Genomic DNA, 19,087 nt, shown 5'->3' with positions numbered 1-19,087 from the left:
GACGGCGAAGATCAACATCGGCACGAGCGGCCACTACACGCTTCAGATGCGCGCTGATGAGATGATCAGCGCTTTTGGCGGGCCAACGAATCGCAACCTGAAGGTGTATTACTATGTAACCAATCTCGTAGGTACGAGCCTCAAATCGACCGATTCTTCACTTCTACCCTTCGCCAATTTCAAAGCCGACCCGGTTGAAAAAGATACCACCGTGCCGACCATCCCGGCAGCGCCTACAGTGATTCCTAGCTCTGCGAAGATCAAAGTTAAAACAAAGGCCCCGACTTCGCAGATTGCCGTTCTCGTGAAGGTTGAGATTGTCGCGCGGGTGAAGAATGGCAGTGGCACGGTGCTGGGCTATATCATCGACGGCACGACACCGACCAACAACGTCACTGAGTTCAAGAACGATAATGGCCTGCACTTCAAAGACACTTTCAACTGGAAGCGGGCTGACATCATTGCTCTTTATCCGACCGCCACAACTATTGAGTTTTACAACTATGTCACCAATGAGATCGGCTCCAGTGCGGCATCGGCGGCAACTGCTCTCAACGTCTCGACCTGGGAAGTTGACCCGCTTGGCGACGACACGGCAGCGCCATCCGGCCTGACCACTCCGACTATCAAGAAACTGAAAAAGGCCGGCCTGCGCATTGTCTTAACGGCACCCACATCGGGCAATCTCAAGCTGCGCAAGGCAAGCGTTTATATCGCGAACGGTACGCACGCGACGGCGACCTTATGGGTAAGCGCTGCTGATCTGACCGCCTCCACGGCGACCGAAGCCAACGGCGCGATTGAAGCGCCGCCGAGCGGTGGCCATACGGTCACTGTTGATCGGGCGACTTTGGAAGCCATCTTCGGGACCGGTGGGACAATCACCGTCTATGCAACCTGGACAAACGACATCGGCGCGAGCGGATTCTCCAGTGGGGCAACCTACAACCTGACAACCGGTGAGCCGGGAGCCGTCGATCAGGATACGGCGGTGCCTTCCTCACTCGGCACCCCGACTCTGGTCTATATCGCGCGCCAGGGAGTCCACATCGAGGGGCTGATAGTGGGAGCGAACTGGAATACGCCGACTGACAAATGGGTTGTCATCTACAACGGCAGCAGCACCTACTTCGATCTTGCTGCTTATATGTCGAGTGGGGGCGCGACTGTGCAGGGGGCGGCGAGCGAGGCGGCAGCTCGCTATCGCATCGGGCCGGGTAAAGGCCACACACCCTTCGGGATCAAGCTGTACGATCTCAAGCAGGTGTTCGGCTTTACCAACCCGACGAACACCTATGCGTATTTCTATGCAGCCAACGCTAAAGGCACCAGCAGCAAATCATCTGATTCGGCGGCGCTGAATCTCTACACGGCTAAAGACATCATGGGGGCCACGGATGGGGTGCGTGTCCTCGACGTTGCCGCGACGATGATGAGTCCCGGCCAGTTGCTCGGCAACGGCGATGCCTTACTTGTCGATAACACCAATGACCAGCAATACAGTTGGGCGCGATGGGACGGCCTGACGACGCCGCTGCCAGCGATTGGCGGCACGGGCTACAAGGTGATCACCTCGACCACCAATGAAATTGCTTACGTGTCGAGCACGGACTCGCTGTGGCTGAAAGCCAACTCGACCTGGCTGTTGATCCAAAACGTCAAGAGGCGCATTAAGGCCGGGCAGCCCTACGCGCTCACCTTCATGCTGCGCGCGGCATCGGCGATCACCGTCACGGTCAAGCTGCACCTCTATAACCTTTCGCGCGCGGCGCTCACCGGCACCGCGAATGCGACCTCGAGCACGGCGGTCGTCGGCTCCGGCACACTCTTCCTTTCAGAAGTTTCGGTCGGCGATCAGATCGTCATTTCAAGCCAGAAGCGCACCGTACAGAGCATTACCGATAATACTCACCTGACGGTCACTTCGGCCTTCTCCGCCGCGTCGGGCGCGATCAACGTCATCATCGACAACATCAACGACACGATCAATAAAACCATCAACCTGACGACCAGCTACCAACTTTTCGAGGCCGTCATTTCGATGAAGAACAGCCCGAACCTGGCGTCGACGCCCGGCGGCACGGACTACGCCAACCATCAGTTCGGCGTCGAGATCACCGGCAACACGCAGGACGTCTACGACGACTATTTCATGCTGGTGCGTGGCCAGCAGCCGATGATGTTTGCGCCGCGCGGCGATGAGACTGAAAACTTCAACACCGGCGCGGTGCCGACCTACATCAGCACGCCGGACATCGTGCCGATCAGCGGCACCCAGGGCGGCAGCTACCTCAAAGACAGCGGCGGCTTTCTCAATCTGCAATAGGGGTGAGGGCGTGAGACGACATCTGTCGAAGCGAGACGAACTGCATCACAGGGCCGCAAGCCATAAGACCGCAGCGATAGCGCAGCTCAAAGATGCTGTAACGGTTGAGGAGCGTCATGCGCTAATGCGGCAGATCATTCAGGCGGATAGGCTTCACGACGAAGCCAGGGCGCACGACGGCTCATGGCAATGCTCCTTCTGCAAACAGACGAACCCGAAAGGCAAGCACATCAGCGTACCGGTGGCCGGAGTCCTCGCCGAGCGCGGCCAGGCGAAGCGTGCCGATGATGACCCGGAACGCGACGAGGGTGAATTCGTCGCGCTGCCGCCGCTGGTAAAGGACTACCCAACAACCCATCGGCCCTATTTGTACCTCTGTCACGAGTGCGGCATCGCCTGTGGCGTCGTCACCGAAAAAGAACTTGCCACAGGCCGGCGTGAGGACGATTTGACCAATTAGTTTGATTGGATAAAGAGGAAAACAATGCGAAAGGTTCAGAGTTCGGTTTTGCTAATTCTGGTTTTGTTACTGTGCTGCTCTGTCTTTGCGCAAGCGCCAGCGACGTGTACGTTGGCGGGTGTAGCCTACAACCCAGACGGCACGCTCGCCGCTGGGGCGCAATTCAGAGTGAGCAAAATTAGTAGGAATGGCATCTTGATTTCGCAGGGGCCATTCACCTATACAACCTCAAGCTTCACCGTCACGAACGCGACCAATGCGAGCCCGATTGTCATCACGGTCTCGGCAGCAGAAACGCTGCAAACCGGCGATAAGGTCTCGGTCTCCGGTGTGCAGGGCAACATCGTGGCCAACAACACTCCGCTAAACCCGACCTGGACGATTACGGTTGTTGACTCGACTCATTTCAGCCTGAATGGCTCGGCGGGGAACGGGGCTTTTGTACCTAGCAATACCGCTATTGCGACCGATGGTGTAATCCGCGACGCGCAGAACAATGCTGGCATCGTACTGCCGCAAGGTTCTACCGTCTACATTTATTCAGTGCTTGCGCCCTGGAATGTCCCTGGTGGCGTGGCTATTGCAGTGCCTAGCGCATCAAGCGCCTCGCTCGCTGCCCAAGCAACAGTCGCCGCCGTGCCGACGACGGGCGCGACTGTGCAAACAGGCACCGGGCCGACGACACTGACGAACAAGGAAGGCACCTTATGGTTTACGTCCGGGTTGAAAGCTGCTGAGACAACTCCCGGCATCGCGAAGATCGAGATCGATAGCGCTACGCTCGGCTCATTCCTGCCCACATACACAGCGAACCGTGCGCTGATCACTAACGGCAGTGGGCAGACTGCCGCATCGTCGGTAACGAACACCGAGCTTGGCTACTTGAGTGGCGTCACGAACCCGATTCAAACACAGATCAATAGCAAAGGTGACGCAAGCACCAATACATCTTCTTCCGTTGATTCGGAGATCGCATTATTCAGCGGCACCGGTGGCAAGACACTGAAACGGGCCACCGGCACCGGCGTCGTCCACCTGACCGCGGGCGTTTTCTCCACCTCGACGGTCAACCTATCTTCGGAGGTCTCCGGCACACTCCAGGCCGCGCAGTTCCCGGCGCTCACCGGCGACGTGACCACGCCGGGCGCTTCGGTGGTGACGACAATAGCGGCGAATGCGGTGAGCGACGCGAAGCTCCGGCAGTCCGCGGGGCTGTCGTTGATCGGGCGCACGGCCAACACGACCGGCAACGTCGCGGACATCGTGGCAGGCAGCGACTTTAATATACTGCGACGCAGCGGCCCGGCTATCGGCTTCGGCTCCATTGATCTATCACAAAGCGGAGCGGTGGGTACAAGCATCCTCGGCATCGCCAACGGCGGCACGGGCAGCGCCACACAAAACTTCGTTGACCTGACTTCAGCGCAGAGCAGCATTGGGGGCGCGAAGACATTCACAAGCAACCTGACCGCACCGGTCTATGACAAAGCAGGGCAGGTATTCAACGCCTCATCGTATGCGTCGATCCAGGCTGCCATTGATGCCTGCGCAGCGGCGGGCGGTGGAATTGTATACGTGCGTCCCGGCAACTATTCGATTTCTTCGACCCTCAATATTGGCAACGGCACATCTACGGCCATCAGCTCTTATCATGGGGTGTCCTTAGTGGGTGCGGGCGGGCCGCGCTTAACGGCAACGACCACCGGCCAGGCGGTCAAAATCACCTGGACGGGCTCAAGTAACACCGCCACCCCGATGTTGAAGATCAACGGGCCGATTGGCGGGGTGAGTGTCGAGAATATCCTGTTTGATTGCGCCTCAAGCGCGGGGATCGGTATCCAGTCGATTCACGCGCAGGGTGTGGCGATCAAGAACTGCCAGATTGTCAATAATACAGGCGTCGGCTTGGACATCGACGCCTATGCCACCATTACGTTCGGCTCTGATACTGTCTTCACGAACGGCAGCATTAATGGGGTTGTTGAGAATCTCCTCATCAACACCACCAACAACAACGCGACGGGAGTCCGCTTGGGAGCTACTGGCAACGTTGCGCAGTGGAACTTCAACGGCGGGGCGTGGCGGCTGGATGCTACGACGGGTAGCAATGTTCTCGTCCTCAGCTATGCCGACCACAATAACTTCTATAACGTTACGGGCAAAGCCGAGACAGGGGTGCGATTCAAAGCGATCTCAGGCCACGCGACCTTCCCTGTTAACAACTTCTTCTGGGGCAGCTCGATGCAGGCGACGAGCGGCGCGAATAGCTACGTGATTGATAACAGTGTCGTCACCTGGAACCCTTCCACGGGCTACGGTATCCCGCTGATCGGCCTGCCGACGGCAGACGGGTCGTCGCCTCCGACCGACACTCGGTTGTGGGGATTTACTGACAAACAAATTTTCTTAGGCAACTGGACGGTGCGTGACTCTTTCACCTTCGCCAACGCCGCACTCAAAGTGAACGATGCGGGCGGCACGAAGACAATGAGCATTGTTCCCGGATCAACCTACACGGCGAATCACACGCTAACGGTGACGACTGGCGACAGTGATCGAACGGTGACACTGAATGGCAACCCTACGCTCAATGATTGGTTCGACCAGTCGGTCAAAACCACAGCTTCGCCGTCCTTCGCAGGCGAGACCCTCACAGGCAACTTGATCTTTAGCGGCAATGCTCGACGGATGACCGGCGACTTTGCCAACGCGACTAACAGCAACCGCACGCTATTCAGGAACGCTTCAACGGGGGATAGCTACGTCGGTGTGATTAGCAATAGCGGCACGTTCGCAGGGTTCCGCGCCTATAGCGGCTCAGATCCCGACAACGCCGGCTTCATTGACTTATTCATGAACGGCACCTTCAACGGGGCTATTAACGTGGGACACACCGGCACCGGCACGACGCCGCCGTTTACGGTCTTCAAAGACGGCGGGGTGCAACTGTTTCAGGTAGGCACGAACCTGCATTTCACCGCAGGGGATTCGACCACAGGTGACTTCGAGAATTTTAACTTGCAGGGAAATTTCGCGGCCAACATCGGCGCGAACCTGCAATACCTAGCCATGCGCTCGTTGACCGAGTTGACGACTGTTGCCGCAGCGGCGACTACTACAACATCAATTCAGGTTCCTGCCGGGGCTGTCGTCTTCGGGGTAAGCGTGCGCGTGGCGACTGCGATTCCAACAGCGAGCACGTTCACGGTGAAGATTGGCACCGACACCTGGAGCACGGCGGCTGTCAGCGTCGCTTTGAACTCGACTGATCCGGGAACGGCTATCGGGCCGAAATATTATGCATCGGCGACCTCTGTCACCATTACGCCGAATTCAACGCCGGGCACCAACGCCGGCAGAGTCCGAGTAACAATTCACTACTACCAGGTTTCACCGCCGACATCATAAGGAGGGCCTTGATATGAAAAAACTTCTAGCAGTTATCTTCGCTTTTTCTATTGTTGGCTTGGCACAGCAACCGGCACAGCCATCGCAGACGAGCGCGTCAGCCCCAGAAGCCGCGCTCCCGGAATCGGTTGAGGCAAAGCGCGAAGTAGTATTGGAATATGCGCTCAGGCTCTCTCAGATAGAGGCCGCGCGCCAACGCGCCGCCGCGAAAAGACTGGAGGCGCAGCTTGAAGAGAACCGAGCAGAAAGACTCGGCGAAATGCTTCAGCCGCTGCTGGATGATTTTTTGAAGAGTCAAAAGCTCGATCCCAACAGGTATGAGAGGCATATCGAAGAGCAGCAGGGCCGGATTTATTTCACGCTCAAGAAACCGCCAGCGCAGCCTGAAAAGTGACCAGACAATAGCGGCTCTTTGAAAACTGATTATTTGCTCTTTGAACCCGCCTCAAACTGCCTTCAAAGCCGAAGCGCACGCGCTGTAAGTGTTGCATATACGTTCGAGGATCATGACGAAAATTGTGCAAAATTCGGACGATTAATATGCAAAATTATGGCGAAAATTGTGAAAAGCAATAGCCTGCCACTCACTTTCTGCCGATTTGAATCTGTGCCCGTATGATCTACGAAAAAATTCGTTGACATTACGAAGAGCTTCGTACTATGATAGCAGCCGGCATAAAATCAGGCGAAAGGATCATCGCTATGGCGAGGACGAGTCTGCCGCGCCCGACCGACGCGGAGTTAGAAATCCTCAGGGTCTTGTGGCAGCGCGGCGCTTCGACGGTGCGCGAAGTGCAAGAGGCGCTCCAGGAAACGAAACCCACCGGCTATACCACCGTACTCAAGCTCATGCAGATCATGACCGACAAGGGGCTGGTGCGCCGCGATGAGCGGCAGCGCGCCCATGTCTACGAGGCGCAACTGGCGCAGGAGCTGACTCAGCGACAGATGGTCAGCGACCTGCTTGAGCGCCTCTTCGACGGCTCGGCCAGCAGCCTCGTCATGCAGGCGCTGGCGACCCAGAAGACGTCGGCCAGCGAGCTTTCAGAGATTCGCAAAATACTTGATGAAGTCGAGCGAGGTCGGCGATGAACACACTGGAGATGCTGTTAAGCAAACCGCTCATTCAAGCCCTGGGCTGGGCGCTCGTCCACTTCATCTGGCAGGGCGCGCTGGTCGCTTTGCTTTATGCCGGGCTGGCGTCGGCGCTGCGCCAGCGCGCCGCCAACCTGCGCTACGCGGTCGCCTGCGCGGCGATGCTGTTGATGCTATTGCTGCCGATGGTGACGGGCTTCATCATCGCGCGCGCGACGTCACAGACGCCGGGCGAAGCATTGATGCGACAGACCACGGTCTACTCACCGACAGGCGCGTCGCTTGAAGGCCACAGGCAAGCCGGTGCCAGCGAGGCGACGCCGCCCGTCGGGTTCGGCGCGTCGCAGAGCGTGCCGGTCGCGACAACTCAAGCGGTCGCCCCGGCCAATGCGGATGCGCCGATGTCGTCATGGCCGCTGTGGGCGCGGCAGCGATTCGTTTCGCTCATGCCGTGGCTGGTGGCCGTCTGGTTTGCAGGCGTGCTGTTTCTGTCGTTCCGTTTTCTCGGCGGCTTGTTCGTCGCGCAGCGGCTCAAGCGGCGGGAAGCCAGCCCGTTGTTAGAGCAATGGCAAGCCAAGCTCGCGGAGCTTTGCGAGCGCCTTCGGGTGTCGCGGCCCGTGCGTCTGTGCGAGTCCGTACTGGTCGAAGTGCCGACCGTCATCGGCTGGCTGCGACCTGTCATCCTGGTGCCGACGAGCGCGCTGACCGGGCTGAACGCGGCACAGTTAGAGGCGCTGTTGGCGCACGAGCTTGGACACATCAAGCGTTACGATTATCTGGTTAACCTGCTGCAAACGGCAGTCGAGACTTTGCTCTTTTACCACCCGGCGGTCTGGTGGCTTTCATCACAAATTCGCCAGGAGCGCGAGCATTGCTGCGACGATCTGGCGGTCGCCACCTGCGGCAACGTGCTGGTCTATGCGCGAGCCCTGGCCGAGCTTGAGCAGATGCGTGGTGTCGCTCCGCAACTGGCGGTCGCGGCTTCGGGCGGCGTGCTGATGCGCCGCATCCAGCGGCTGGTCGGCAACCCTGCGCGACCTTCGCACCGCTTTGAATCGTGGCTCGCAGGTGTCATTGCCCTGGCGATGGTGTGCGGCCTGCTTGCCGGCGCGCAGGCGAGGATTTTTTCCGGCGAGATCACGAAAGCGACCGCGGATGATTCGTCCGCCGCGTCCGTAGCGCGGGCCACTGACAAAGCGGATCAGCGCGCGCCGGCTGCCGCGCCGAAACCGCTTGAGCCGGCTCACGAAACGCAATCCGAAACCGTCGAGAGCCAGAGCGAGCAGCAGAGTGAATCAACGGCGACGGTTGAAACGCCGGCCACCGAGCAGGCCGAGCAACAGAGCGAGTCGGGCGCTGACTTCCTCAGCGGCCTGGCCGCCGAGGGCTACAGCAACCTGTCGGTTGACGATGTGGTCGCCTTCAAGATTCATGGCGTCACGCCGGCCTTCATCCACGAGATGAACGCTTTGTTCAACAAGAAGCTGCCGGCTGATGAGCTGGTGGCGTTCAAGATTCATGGGGTCACGCCGCAATTTATGTCCGAGATGAAAGCGGCGGGCCTTGCCAATCTTTCACCGGACGATCTGGTCGCCTTCCGCATTCACGGGGTCACCCCTGAGTTTATGTCCGAGTGGAAAGCTGCCGGCTACGATCACCTTTCAGCGGATGATCTGGTGGCGTTTCGCATTCATGGCGTCACGCCGGCTTTCGTTCAAGAAGTGAAGGGGCTGGGCTTCGACCACATTTCGCCCGATGACCTGATCGCCTTCCGTATCCACGGCGTCACCAGCGCCTTCGTGCAGACGATGCGCGGCTACATCCGCGGCAACCTCTCTGCCGACGACCTGACGGCGATGCGGATTCATGGGGTTACGCCGGAATTCATCAAAGAGATGGAAGGCACCGGCTATACCAACCTTTCGGCGGACGACCTGGTCGGCTTCAGAATTCATGGGGTCACGCCGAGCTTCATCAAAGCTATTCAAGCGCTCGGGTTCAAGCCGACGGCGGATCAACTCGTCGAGTTACGCATTCACAACGTCTCATCTGAATTCATCGAAACGGTCAAGAGCCGTGGGTTCAAAGATGCGACGCTCGAACAGATCATCGAGTTGCGGCGGCTGAACATTGTTCCGGGCCCGCGCAAACAATAAACGGCGGCAAGTGCTCTGCTGCAATACCGTAGAACCCAGATACGAGACCCGCTCTCGACAGCCGAGTTGTGTCTCGTCAGGGAGGGAAAGCAATGAAGACGGAAATCCATCAACGCACCTCAGACCGGCCGACGCGCCGCCCTGCTATGGGATGGAAGCAGGCATTGCGCGCCACCTGTATGGCGCTGGCGCTGCTCGCCTGCTACTTCGGCATGCGTTCGACCGCCGCGCATAATGCGGCGATGCCTGAGCCCGCGGCGGCGCCGCTTGAGGCCATCACCGGCGAATGGATTATCGAATCGAAGCCTTCGAGCGATAGCCTTTACTTAACCGTGCAGCGCGGCGGCAATGAGAAGGGCCACCACTTTCATTCGACTTCGTCATTCGACATCAAGCAGGACAGCCTCAAAGGCTTGAGCATGACGATGATGCAGAGCAACGGCTCGCCTGTGCAGTTCCAGATCGTGCGCGACGCCGGCACCTTCAACTGTGAAGGCTGGTTCAAGAACGGCAACGGCTCGGGCCACTTCAGTTTCGCGCCCAGCCAGGCGTTCGCCGGCCAGATGGAGAGCCTCGGCTATGGCAAGCTCACCGACGAGCAACTCTTCTCGCTGGCGGTGATTGACGTTCATCTGAATTTCATCCGCGAGCTTAGCGCCCTCGGTTACGATCACCTGTCGCTCGACAACCTGATCGCCATGCGCATTCACGGGGCCGGCCCGCAGTTCATCAACGAGCTGAAGGCCGCCGGCTACGACCGCCAGCCGGTTGACGAGCTGATCGCCATGCGCATCCACGGCGTGACCCCCGATTACATCAAGGAAGTTAAATCGCTCGGCTACGAAAAGCCGCAGGTCGATCAACTGGTGGCGATGCGCATCCACGGCGTCAGCACCGATTTCATTCGCGGCTTGCAGGAGTACGGCTACGAGCGCCCGCCGATAGATGAGCTGGTCGCCATGCGCATTCACGGCGTCAAGATCGAGTTCATCAAAGAGCTGCGCGAGCTGGGCTATGATCGAGTGCCGATTGATGAACTGGTGGCGATGCGCATTCATGGCGTCAGCACGGACTTCATCAAAGAGGTCAAAGCGCAAGGCTATGACCGCGTCTCGATAGATCAATTTGTCGCGATGCGCATTCACGGGGTGACGCCGGCTTACATCGAGAAGATGAAAGCCCGCGGCTTCAACGATCTGACGATTGATAAGCTGATCGAGCTGCGCATTCACGGCTTCGACAAATAAGCCTGACGGGAGGTTCGCCATGAAAAATATCAATGAGCTTGGGCAGGTCGGCAGAGTTGAAAAGCGGCGGATGATTTACGGAATCGGGCTCGCGGCGCTGGTGGCCGTGGCCGTGTGGTTCGGCGGCGGGCTGGTCTTTCTGCGGACGCACGCCGATGTCTCAGCGCCGCAAGCGCGGGCTGAAGAAGCGCACACCGGCCAGTGGATCATCGAGCCGGGCCGCGACGCGAACTGGCTGCACCTGGAGTTGATTTATTCATCCGAGCAGCAGGGCAGGGGACGGAGCATGCACGGTTCGCGGCTGGCGCTCGACCAGTTGCGCGGCCTCGGGTCGGCGCAGATGATGTCTGCCGGCACCAACGTGCAATTTCAACTGGTGCGCGACGCCGGCACCTTCAACTGCGAAGGCTGGTTTAAGAACGGCAGAGGATCGGGCCACTTCGTCTTTGCCGCCAATCCGGCTTTTGTCGCCGAGCTGAAACGACGGAACTATGAAGCGCCCACCGATACACAGTTGTTCAGGCTGGCCCTGAGCGACACCGGCCTCGGGTTGCTCGACGAGTTACAGGCGCAGGGCTACGAGCGCCCGACGCTCGATCAACTGGTGCGTATGGGCGATCACGGCGTCAGCCTCGAATACCTGCGCGCCTTGAAGGCGCAAGGCTACAACGTGCAGTCGGTTGACCTGTTGACCCGCATGGTCGATCACGGCGTGACGGTCAGCTTCATCAAAGAGCTGGACGCGCTCGGCTACAAGAACCTGCCGGTGCAGACCTTGATTCGCACCGTAGATCATGGGGTCACGCCGGATTATATTCGCGAGATTGCGTCGTTCGGCCATAACGAGATACCGCTTGAGCAATTGACACGGCTGGTTGACCACGGCGTTACCGCGAAGTTTATCCGCGAGATCGAAGCCGCAGGCTATGGCCGCCCGCCGCTCGATCAGTTGGTGCGGATGCAGGATCACGGCGTCAACGCGCGCTTCATTGAGAAGATGAAGGCGCGCGGCTTCAACAACCTGACGATTGATGAGCTGGTCAAACTTGCCGACCACGGGATGAATGAGTGAAGCGCTCTTAGACGAGCGGTCATGAAGTCGGGCGGAGGCGGCGGAAGTTATAACGCACAGTGGCGCGCACGCTGACCGCCCGGCCCTCGCGCGTCGCCGGTTTGAATTTCAACTGGCGAATGGTGGCCGCCGCCGCTTCATCAAGGCCAAACCCGGCCCAGCGCGTGATCGTGATTTCGCCCACCGTGCCATCGGCGCGAAAGACCGCCGCGGCTTCGACGGTGGCGGTGATGTCGGCGCGCTCGGCTTCGCTGGTGTATTCGGGCTTGACGCGGTTTAGGAACTCCGGCGGCTTGAAACCGGCTCCAGCAGCCGTATCCGCGTCGGGCAGCTCTTCGATGTGTTCGACAGGCTCGCCGGATTGCTGCGCCATGCCGCGAGCGCGGTGGGCCATCATGCGCTCGGCGTAACCGGCGGCGCGGGTCGCCAGAGTTTTCATCACGGCTTCGATTGCGGCGGCGCGAGTCGCCGCTTTTTCGTTGATGAAATCAAAAGCCGCCAGCTCGCCGGTGCGCGCATCAACGAGCATCACGCCGACAAGCGCCTCTTCGTGTGACTCGGCCTTCGCCTCGCTGCGCGTAAACAGGTCGCGCTTGCCGGTGATGAAGAAGTCACAGCCGATGGCCGCGCCCAGCCGCCGCGCCTCGTCGCGGCTCATGTTGATTGAGCCGTCGTAGCCGACGCCCGCGACCGCCGGCTCGACCTGCAATGGCTCGATCAGCGTGATCTGCGCGCGCCGCGCCAGCGCCGCGCGCAAGGCTTTTTGTAGCGGATCGTCGCCAGCCTGCTCACCCACCCTGACGCCGTTGAAGCCGACAATCGCCACACGCAGCGGCGCTTGTCGCAACGCGCCGCCGGCTAGCGTGAGACCGATATTTCCCGACACACAGGCCAGCGCCAGGATGATTGAAACGGTCTTCTTCATTGATTCACTCATCGAGCAAAGGGCGGCGGGCGCCTTCCACGGACTTGCGAATGACCAGCGTGCGCGCAATGCCTTGCAGGTCGTGGATGATTTCGACCAACTGCCAGCGCGATGCCGCGACCAGCTCTGCTATGGGATCGAGCTGACTGTAGCCAATCTCACAAACGAGAAAGCCGCCCGGCCTGACTACGCCGAAGGCTTCGACCAGCAGGCGGCGGTAAAAGCTGAGCCCGTCTGCCCCGCCGAACAATGCCCCGTGCGGCTCGAACTCGCGCACGTCGCGCTGCACCAGCTCCGGCTGATTCTCGGCCACGTAAGGCGGATTCGAGGCGAGGATGTCTACACGATTGTCCAGCCCCGCCTCTGTAAGCGGCGCCATCAGGTCGCCTTCGTAAAATTCGATGCGCGCGCCGACGCCGTGTCGCGCCGCGTTCTGCCGGGCGACGGCGAGCGCCGCGCCGGAAATATCTGTGGCGACCAGGCGGGCGGCGGGCAGCTCGACGGCGAGCGTCACGGCGATGCAGCCCGACCCTGTCCCCAGGTCAACGATGAGCGGCGCGGCCTGTTGCATATCGCCCACCAGCGCCAGCACACGCTCGACGAGAAATTCGGTTTCCGGTCGCGGGATCAACACGGCAGGCGTGACCAGAAAGTCGCGCCCGTAGAATTCCTGATGCCCGGTGATGTACTGCACGGGCTCGCCCGCCGCGCGCCGCTCGATCATCTGCAAGAACGCTTGCAGGGCTTCCGCACTAATCGCTTGTTCGGGATGCGTGAGCAGGTGTGTGCGGTCAACCTTGAGCCGATGTGCCAGTAACAGGCCGGCAGTGCGGCGCGCTCCGCTCTCGCCCGCCTGTTCGAGCCGGCGCGCTCCTTCACGGATGGCTTCAGCAATGGTCGGCACGACAAACAGAATGCGCCGCTAGTCGCGCAAGGCGCAAGGCGCAATAAGTCGCGCTGGGTAGTGGGCGCGGCTTAACGCGTTTGCGGCGCAAGCTCCGGGTTGTAAAGGCCGGCGATGCCGTGCGCGACGCGACCCGGGTCTGCGCCGGCGCGGTTGGTGAGCACGATCACCGTTAGCTTGTCGTCAACGTAGCGCGCGATGTAAGTCGTGAACCCTTGCCACGCGCCCCCGTGCTCGATGATGTGATGACCATTGACGTCGCCGAGCTCCCAGCCGAAGCCATAAGGCTGTGTCTTGCCGCTTGCGAGTTTCACCGGCGTCCACATCTGCTCAAGGCTGGCGCGCTTGAGCAGGCGCTCCGTGTAAAGCGCCGCGTCCCACTTCGCCATATCGTAGACGGTTAAATAGAGGCTGCCGTCGGCGGTCGTGTTGAGCAGGGGCGACACCCACTCTTGATTTTTCAGCTCGCCTTTCACCAGGCGGTAGCCAGCGGCGCGGTTCGGAATGATGTCGGCCTCGCTGATGATGCGCGCGGTAGTCATATCGAGCGGCGCGAAGATTCTCTCTTTCAGCAAGTCACCATAAAACTTGCCGGTCGCTTTATGGATGAGAATGCCGAGCAGGACATAGCCGGGGTTGCTGTAGTTCCATTTCGTGCCCGGCTGGAAGTCGAGCGGTATGCCAGCGATCTTTTCCACCAGCTCGTCTTCGGTGTAATCGCGCCGCATGTTGATCTGGTCGTAAAGCTTATTTGAAATGCCCGACGTGTGCGTCAGCAGATGACGGATGGTGATGGCTTTCCAGATGTCGGGCGCGTCGGGGATGTATTTGCTGATGTGATCGTCGAGGCTCATCTTGCCTTCTTCGACCAGCATCATCACGAGGGTCGCGGTGAACTGTTTACCGACCGAGCCGGATTGATAGATCGTTTCCGGCGTCGCCGGCACGTTCGACTCGACGTTCGCCAGCCCGTAACCTTTGGTCTTGATGACCCGGCCATTCTTGACGACGGCGATGGAGAGGCCGGGGATTTTGCGCTTCTGCATATCGGCTTTGACGAAGAGATCAATCTTGTCGTCTTGCGCGAGTGCCGCCGAAGCATTGAGCGATAAAAAGAACAACAGCGCCGCGTAAGCGAGCCTCCGTGTGCGGTTCATGCGATCTCCTTTCCGGTCGAAACGGATCAATGAGCGCCCATGCAGGCATGGATGGAGCTATGTTTCCAGGGAGCCCGGAGAATTCTCTTTCGCAAAAAGAAAAAGCGCAAGCCGGTGGCTCGCGCTTCAGCGGTATTTGCAATGTCTGTCGTTCAGGCGGCGGCTTCGCTGCCGGCCTGGAGCTTTTCGGCCTGGTAATGTGCCACCAGCGCATCGATCAGATTGCCGATGTCGCCTTCCATGAAGGTGTCGAGCTGATGCACGGTGTAGCCGATGCGGTGGTCGGTGATGCGGTTCTCTTTGAAGTTGTAGGTGCGAATCTTCTCGGAGCGGTCGCCGCTGCCGACCATGGCGCGGCGGTCGCTGGCGATGGCTTCGTGCTGCTTGGCCTGCTCCATCTCAAGCAGCCGCGAGCGCAGCACCCGCATGGCTTTCTCGCGGTTCTTGATCTGCGACTTCTCGTCCTGCATCGAGACGACCGTGTTGGTCGGCAGGTGAGTGATGCGCACAGCCGAGTAAGTGGTGTTGACCGATTGGCCCCCCGGCCCCGACGAGCAGAAGGTGTCGATGCGCAGGTCTTTCGGGTCAATCTTGATGTCCACCTCTTCGGCCTCGGGCAGAATGGCCACGGTGATGGCCGAGGTATGGATGCGCCCGGAGGCTTCGGTCTGCGGCACACGCTGGACGCGATGCACACCCGACTCGTGCTTGAGCTTTGAAAAAACCCTTTCGCCCTCGATCAGCAGGATGGCTTCTTTGATGCCGCCGATGCCCGACTCCGAAACGTCGAGCACCTGCACGCGCCAACCCTGGCGCTCGGCATAGCGCGAGTACATACGCATGACCTCTGCGGCAAACAGCGTCGCTTCGTCGCCGCCGGTGCCGGCGCGGATTTCGACAATGACGTTCTTCTCGTCGTTCGGGTCTTTCGGCAGCAACAATACTTTCAGCTCGGCTTCAACCTGTTCGTGCCGCGCTTCCAGCTCGGCAAGCTCGGCGCGGGCGAGCTGAAGCATCTCGGCGTCCTCTTCCATATCGAGCATCTCGCGGGTGTCGCGTATCCCGCTGTCGAGCGCCTTGAACTCGCGATACTTGGCGACGACTTCTTCGAGGTCGCGGTGCTGCTTGGCGACGCGCGTGTACTTCGACTGATCGGCGAGCGTTTCGGGGTCGCCGAGCTGCGCCGTCATCTCTTCGTACTTCTTTTCGATGGAATCGAGTTTATCGAACATAGAACTCCAGTTGTCCGTTACCAGTTGTCCGTTGCCAGTTGTCCGTGCTCAAGAGGCGGCAATGGCCGCTAAGAGCTGGCAACTGAGAGCTGAGAACTGGTCACTGCCGATGGCTCAAGCTTCAGCGATTCTTCGAGCGCGTAGATAGCGACTTCGAGCTGTTGATCGTCCGGCTCTTTCGTCGTGATGTTCTGGAGCCAGAGGCCGGGCCGCGTGATGACCGCGAAGAACCACTGCGCGCGGCTACGGGCCGAAGCGCGGATGATTTCGTAGGAGACGCCGGCGATCACCGGCATCAGCAGCAGCCGCACGGCGAAGTTCAAAAAGAGCGAGTCGAATTTGACGATTGAGAAGGCGATGATCGAAACCAGCATCACGATCATCAGAAAGCTGGTGCCGCAGCGCGGATGCAGGCGCGATTTGCGGCGCGCGTTTTCGACCGTCAGCGGTTCGCCGGCTTCCCATGTGTAAACGACTTTATGCTCCGCGCCGTGGTACTCAAAGACGCGGCGCATCTCTCTCATCAGCGAGAAGGTCGTGATCATGACGAGGAAGAACGTCATGCGGATCAGCCCATCAACGAGGTTAAACATCACCGAAGGGCGCACAGGGTGGAGCGAGGCTTTCAGCCACGCCCAGGCGTTCGCGTACCAGGTGCCCGACGCCGAGTGCGCCTCCATCGTCCCGCCGCCGAAGTAGACGAACAGCATATTCGTCAGCACCAGCGGCAGCACGATGAACAGAAAGACGTTGAAGATGACGGCGAAGATCATTGAGCCCGCCGCCGCCGCATTCGACGTTTTCTTGACTTCGGCGACCGCCGGCCTGGACTCCGCGGCGAGGGCCGGAGCCGCCGCCGCTACTGTCGAAGTCAAAGCCGCCGTCTGCCCCGCCAGCGCCGGCTCAGCCGGTGCGTTGGCGGTTTCGTGAAAGATGGCGTTGGCCGAAAAGTTCAGCGCCTTGATGCCGAGGATCATCGAATGGATCAAGACACCGGCGCCGCGCAGCACCGGCAGTCGCAGCATCGGGTACTGCTCGGACAACACCGGCAGCCGCTCGCCCTTCGAGATGATCTCGCCGCTTGGCAAACGCACGGCGACCGCATACGAGTGCGGCGCGCGCATCATCACGCCTTCGATGACCGCCTGGCCGCCAACGATAATCTGCTCTTCTTTCATCACTAGCCTCCGCGTATGCGATTCGCGCCGCTTCGGGCAGGTTGCCGCGCGCTGGTTGCGATTTTACTACAAAAAAATATTGGCTGCCGGAACTGTTTTCAACGGTCGTCTCGGCGGCTGATGACTTGCTGGTGTGCAAAGCTGTCAGCCGCCGAGGCGCGCGCCTGTCCCGGCAACCAATATTCGGTTGTCGTTAAGTTAAGCTTCGGTCTTGCGCCCGTACTTGCGGTTAAAGCGCTCGACGCGCCCGGCGGTGTCGACCAGCTTCTGCTTGCCGGTGAAGAACGGGTGGCAGCTCGAGCAGATTTCCAGGCGAATCTCCGGCTTGGTCGAGCGCGTTTCCCAGGTCGCGCCGCAAGCGCAATGCACGTTCGCCGTCATGTACTTCGGATGAATATCTGGTTTCACTTCGTGCTCCTGTCAGGAATTTTCTAGTAAACGCAATAAATAAGCTTAGCCGACCAGACGCGCGACTGTCAAGATGGCGCTCTACGGCGCAGGCGGCGGGCTTCAAAAATATTTGCCTTGCAGGGGAAGGAAATCGCGCCGCTTGTGTCTAATTAGTTTAAGGCTTTAGTCTAAAGGAAATGACCGAAACGCGCGTCGAACAGCCCGAACAGGACGAGCGCGCGCTGGTGCTCGCGGCCCAGCGCGGCGACCGCAACGCCTTTCGGGCGCTCTACGAGCGTTACCGCGACCGCCTCAACAACCTGATCTTTTATACCCTCGGCGACGCCGGCTGGGCCGAAGACGTGCTGCAAATCGTCTTCATCAAAATCTACAAAGGGCTGCCGGGTTTTCGCTACCAATCGAGCCCGGCGACCTGGATGTACCGCATCGCTTTGAACGAGTGCCTGAATCAGCAGCAGCGCCGCGGCGTCGCGCATGTGCCGTTTGAAGAGATACTCGGCAGCGGCGACGAGCTTGACCGCACGACCTTGCCCGACCTGGCGCACGCCGACCGCGAGCGCCGCGAGATCATCGGGCAGGCGGTGATGGAGTTGTCGCCGCGGCTGCGCGCCGTCGTCGTCTTGAAGTACGTCGAAGGGCTGTCGTACGACGAGATGGCGCAGGTGCTCGACTGTTCGCCGGGAACCGTGGCCTCGCGCTTGAGCCGTGCGCTGCGCCAGTTGGAAGCGCGGCTGCGCCCGTTCAAGCGGGTCTTGTGAGTGGAGTAATTATGATGAAGTGTTGGCGAATAATAAGGCGGCGTGAACTGGTGCGCTACGTCACCAACGAGCTGACAGCGGATCGCGTGCAGCGCGTCGAAGATCACCTGCTCGATTGCGGCGAGTGCCGCGATGCCGTGGCCCGTTTGCGCAGCGGACAGCGCTTCGCCGCGCAGTTGCCAGAGGTCAAGCCGCAAGGTGACCCCTGGGCTGCTATCGAAGCCGCGATTGGCCGCGAAGACGAGCGCCGCGAGCCCGCGCCCGGCAAGGTCGCCGGCCGGCGCGGCAGGTGGCTAACCCCGCGTCTGGCGCTAATGGCGATGGCCGTTGTCCTGGTGCTGTCTGCGGCGCTCGTCATCGTGCATCGCCGCGCCGCCACGGATGAAGAGTCCGGCGGTTTGAAGACGCTGGCGGCGGCTGACTGGCGCGAGTTCCAGCCGGTCAGCATCAGCGGCATCGAAAGCAACACCAAGCCGCACGTCGTCGCCGAAGGTTATGTCAGCGAAGTGCGCTTTGACGATAAAGACGGCGACCTGACATTCAGGTTAGTTGATGACCTCAACGCGCAGGATCGCTTCATCGTCTGCGAGATCATCGAGCCGCTACGCTTGCAGCCGCCGACGGTCGGCAGCCGCGTGCGCGTCTATGGCGTCAGCCGCTATGACAGCGAGCACGATCACAACTGGTACGAAGTCCACCCGGTACTGAACATTGAAGTGGTCCGCTGAACTGTTCGATCAAGGGCGTCCGTTACAACT

Annotated in this window: 16 protein-coding genes; 10 read left to right on the top strand and 6 right to left on the bottom strand. The window is 60.0% G+C overall.

Annotation, left to right across the window (positions count from 1 at the left end; translation table 11 throughout):
• From VJ464_30710 to VJ464_30675, 8 genes are all read left to right on the top strand, one after another.
• On the top strand, window positions 1-2,326 hold a 2,326-nt coding region (locus VJ464_30710), incomplete at its 5' end, for a hypothetical protein (GenBank protein ID HKQ09533.1).
• A 124-nt stretch (window positions 2,327-2,450) separates the two neighbouring features.
• On the top strand, window positions 2,451-2,786 hold the full coding sequence (locus VJ464_30705) for a hypothetical protein (protein HKQ09532.1): 336 nt from the start codon (window positions 2,451-2,453) through the stop codon (window positions 2,784-2,786).
• A gap of 195 nt (window positions 2,787-2,981) precedes the next feature.
• Window positions 2,982-6,194: a hypothetical protein gene (locus VJ464_30700; GenBank protein ID HKQ09531.1), complete on the top strand. Its 3,213-nt coding sequence runs from the start codon at window positions 2,982-2,984 to the stop codon at window positions 6,192-6,194.
• Between the two features lie 13 nt (window positions 6,195-6,207).
• Window positions 6,208-6,588, top strand: a complete 381-nt coding sequence (locus VJ464_30695) for a hypothetical protein (GenBank protein ID HKQ09530.1) — start codon at window positions 6,208-6,210, stop codon at window positions 6,586-6,588.
• Window positions 6,589-6,896: 308 nt separating this feature from the next.
• The gene (locus tag VJ464_30690; GenBank protein ID HKQ09529.1) at window positions 6,897-7,286 is read left to right on the top strand and encodes a BlaI/MecI/CopY family transcriptional regulator; all 390 of its coding nucleotides are present in this window, start codon (window positions 6,897-6,899) and stop codon (window positions 7,284-7,286) included.
• On the top strand, window positions 7,283-9,445 hold the full coding sequence (locus tag VJ464_30685; GenBank protein HKQ09528.1) for a M56 family metallopeptidase: 2,163 nt from the start codon (window positions 7,283-7,285) through the stop codon (window positions 9,443-9,445). Before VJ464_30690 ends, VJ464_30685 begins: the two co-directional genes overlap by 4 nt.
• Before the next feature lie 92 nt (window positions 9,446-9,537).
• The gene (locus VJ464_30680) at window positions 9,538-10,692 is read left to right on the top strand and encodes a 4-hydroxy-3-methylbut-2-enyl diphosphate reductase (protein ID HKQ09527.1); all 1,155 of its coding nucleotides are present in this window, start codon (window positions 9,538-9,540) and stop codon (window positions 10,690-10,692) included.
• A gap of 19 nt (window positions 10,693-10,711) precedes the next feature.
• Window positions 10,712-11,764 carry a hypothetical protein gene (locus tag VJ464_30675; GenBank protein ID HKQ09526.1) on the top strand — a complete coding sequence of 351 codons (1,053 nt, stop codon included), beginning with the start codon at window positions 10,712-10,714 and terminating at the stop codon, window positions 11,762-11,764.
• Between the two features lie 19 nt (window positions 11,765-11,783).
• Here the strand turns inward: VJ464_30675 and VJ464_30670 are convergent, their stop codons facing one another.
• The 6 genes from VJ464_30670 to rpmE form a co-directional block, all read right to left on the bottom strand.
• On the bottom strand, window positions 11,784-12,689 hold the full coding sequence (locus VJ464_30670; GenBank protein ID HKQ09525.1) for an energy transducer TonB: 906 nt from the start codon (window positions 12,687-12,689) through the stop codon (window positions 11,784-11,786).
• Between the two features lie 4 nt (window positions 12,690-12,693).
• Entirely contained in the window at window positions 12,694-13,593 is a 900-nt protein-coding gene (prmC, locus tag VJ464_30665) for a peptide chain release factor N(5)-glutamine methyltransferase (protein ID HKQ09524.1), read from the bottom strand.
• A 71-nt stretch (window positions 13,594-13,664) separates the two neighbouring features.
• Entirely contained in the window at window positions 13,665-14,750 is a 1,086-nt protein-coding gene (locus tag VJ464_30660; GenBank protein ID HKQ09523.1) for a serine hydrolase domain-containing protein, read from the bottom strand.
• Between the two features lie 152 nt (window positions 14,751-14,902).
• Window positions 14,903-15,982 carry a peptide chain release factor 1 gene (prfA, locus tag VJ464_30655; GenBank protein HKQ09522.1) on the bottom strand — a complete coding sequence of 360 codons (1,080 nt, stop codon included), beginning with the start codon at window positions 15,980-15,982 and terminating at the stop codon, window positions 14,903-14,905.
• Between the two features lie 68 nt (window positions 15,983-16,050).
• On the bottom strand, window positions 16,051-17,160 hold the full coding sequence (locus VJ464_30650; GenBank protein HKQ09521.1) for a DUF1385 domain-containing protein: 1,110 nt from the start codon (window positions 17,158-17,160) through the stop codon (window positions 16,051-16,053).
• Window positions 17,161-17,358: 198 nt separating this feature from the next.
• Window positions 17,359-17,568, bottom strand: coding sequence for a 50S ribosomal protein L31 (gene rpmE, locus VJ464_30645; protein ID HKQ09520.1), 210 nt, complete (start codon window positions 17,566-17,568; stop codon window positions 17,359-17,361).
• Window positions 17,569-17,747: 179 nt separating this feature from the next.
• Between rpmE and VJ464_30640 the strand changes: the two genes are divergently transcribed.
• Together VJ464_30640 and VJ464_30635 are read left to right on the top strand one after the other, a co-directional pair.
• Window positions 17,748-18,329 carry an RNA polymerase sigma factor gene (locus VJ464_30640; protein ID HKQ09519.1) on the top strand — a complete coding sequence of 194 codons (582 nt, stop codon included), beginning with the start codon at window positions 17,748-17,750 and terminating at the stop codon, window positions 18,327-18,329.
• Between the two features lie 11 nt (window positions 18,330-18,340).
• A complete protein-coding gene (locus tag VJ464_30635) occupies window positions 18,341-19,057 on the top strand; it encodes a zf-HC2 domain-containing protein (protein HKQ09518.1) in 717 nt (238 codons plus the stop codon).
• The last annotated feature ends 30 nt before the right edge of the window (window positions 19,058-19,087 follow it).

The sequence above is a fragment of the Blastocatellia bacterium genome (assembly GCA_035275065.1).
GTDB lineage: Bacteria > Acidobacteriota > Blastocatellia > UBA7656 > UBA7656 > DATENM01.
This window is presented reverse-complemented; position numbering and strand designations above follow the sequence as displayed.

Bases quoted from the DNA above. Each gene is read 5' to 3' on its own strand.
- VJ464_30705 (HKQ09532.1), top strand. From the start codon at position 2,451: ATGCGGCAGATCATTCAGGCGGATAGGCTTCACGACGAAGCCAGGGCG.
- VJ464_30695 (HKQ09530.1), top strand. From the start codon at position 6,208: ATGAAAAAACTTCTAGCAGTTATCTTCGCTTTTTCTATTGTTGGCTTG.
- VJ464_30690 (HKQ09529.1), top strand. From the start codon at position 6,897: ATGGCGAGGACGAGTCTGCCGCGCCCGACCGACGCGGAGTTAGAAATC.
- VJ464_30685 (HKQ09528.1), top strand. From the start codon at position 7,283: ATGAACACACTGGAGATGCTGTTAAGCAAACCGCTCATTCAAGCCCTG.
- VJ464_30680 (HKQ09527.1), top strand. From the start codon at position 9,538: ATGAAGACGGAAATCCATCAACGCACCTCAGACCGGCCGACGCGCCGC.
- VJ464_30675 (HKQ09526.1), top strand. From the start codon at position 10,712: ATGAAAAATATCAATGAGCTTGGGCAGGTCGGCAGAGTTGAAAAGCGG.
- VJ464_30670 (HKQ09525.1), bottom strand. From the start codon at position 12,689: ATGAAGAAGACCGTTTCAATCATCCTGGCGCTGGCCTGTGTGTCGGGA.
- VJ464_30660 (HKQ09523.1), bottom strand. From the start codon at position 14,750: ATGAACCGCACACGGAGGCTCGCTTACGCGGCGCTGTTGTTCTTTTTA.
- prfA (HKQ09522.1), bottom strand. From the start codon at position 15,982: ATGTTCGATAAACTCGATTCCATCGAAAAGAAGTACGAAGAGATGACG.
- VJ464_30650 (HKQ09521.1), bottom strand. From the start codon at position 17,160: ATGAAAGAAGAGCAGATTATCGTTGGCGGCCAGGCGGTCATCGAAGGC.
- VJ464_30640 (HKQ09519.1), top strand. From the start codon at position 17,748: ATGACCGAAACGCGCGTCGAACAGCCCGAACAGGACGAGCGCGCGCTG.
- VJ464_30635 (HKQ09518.1), top strand. From the start codon at position 18,341: ATGATGAAGTGTTGGCGAATAATAAGGCGGCGTGAACTGGTGCGCTAC.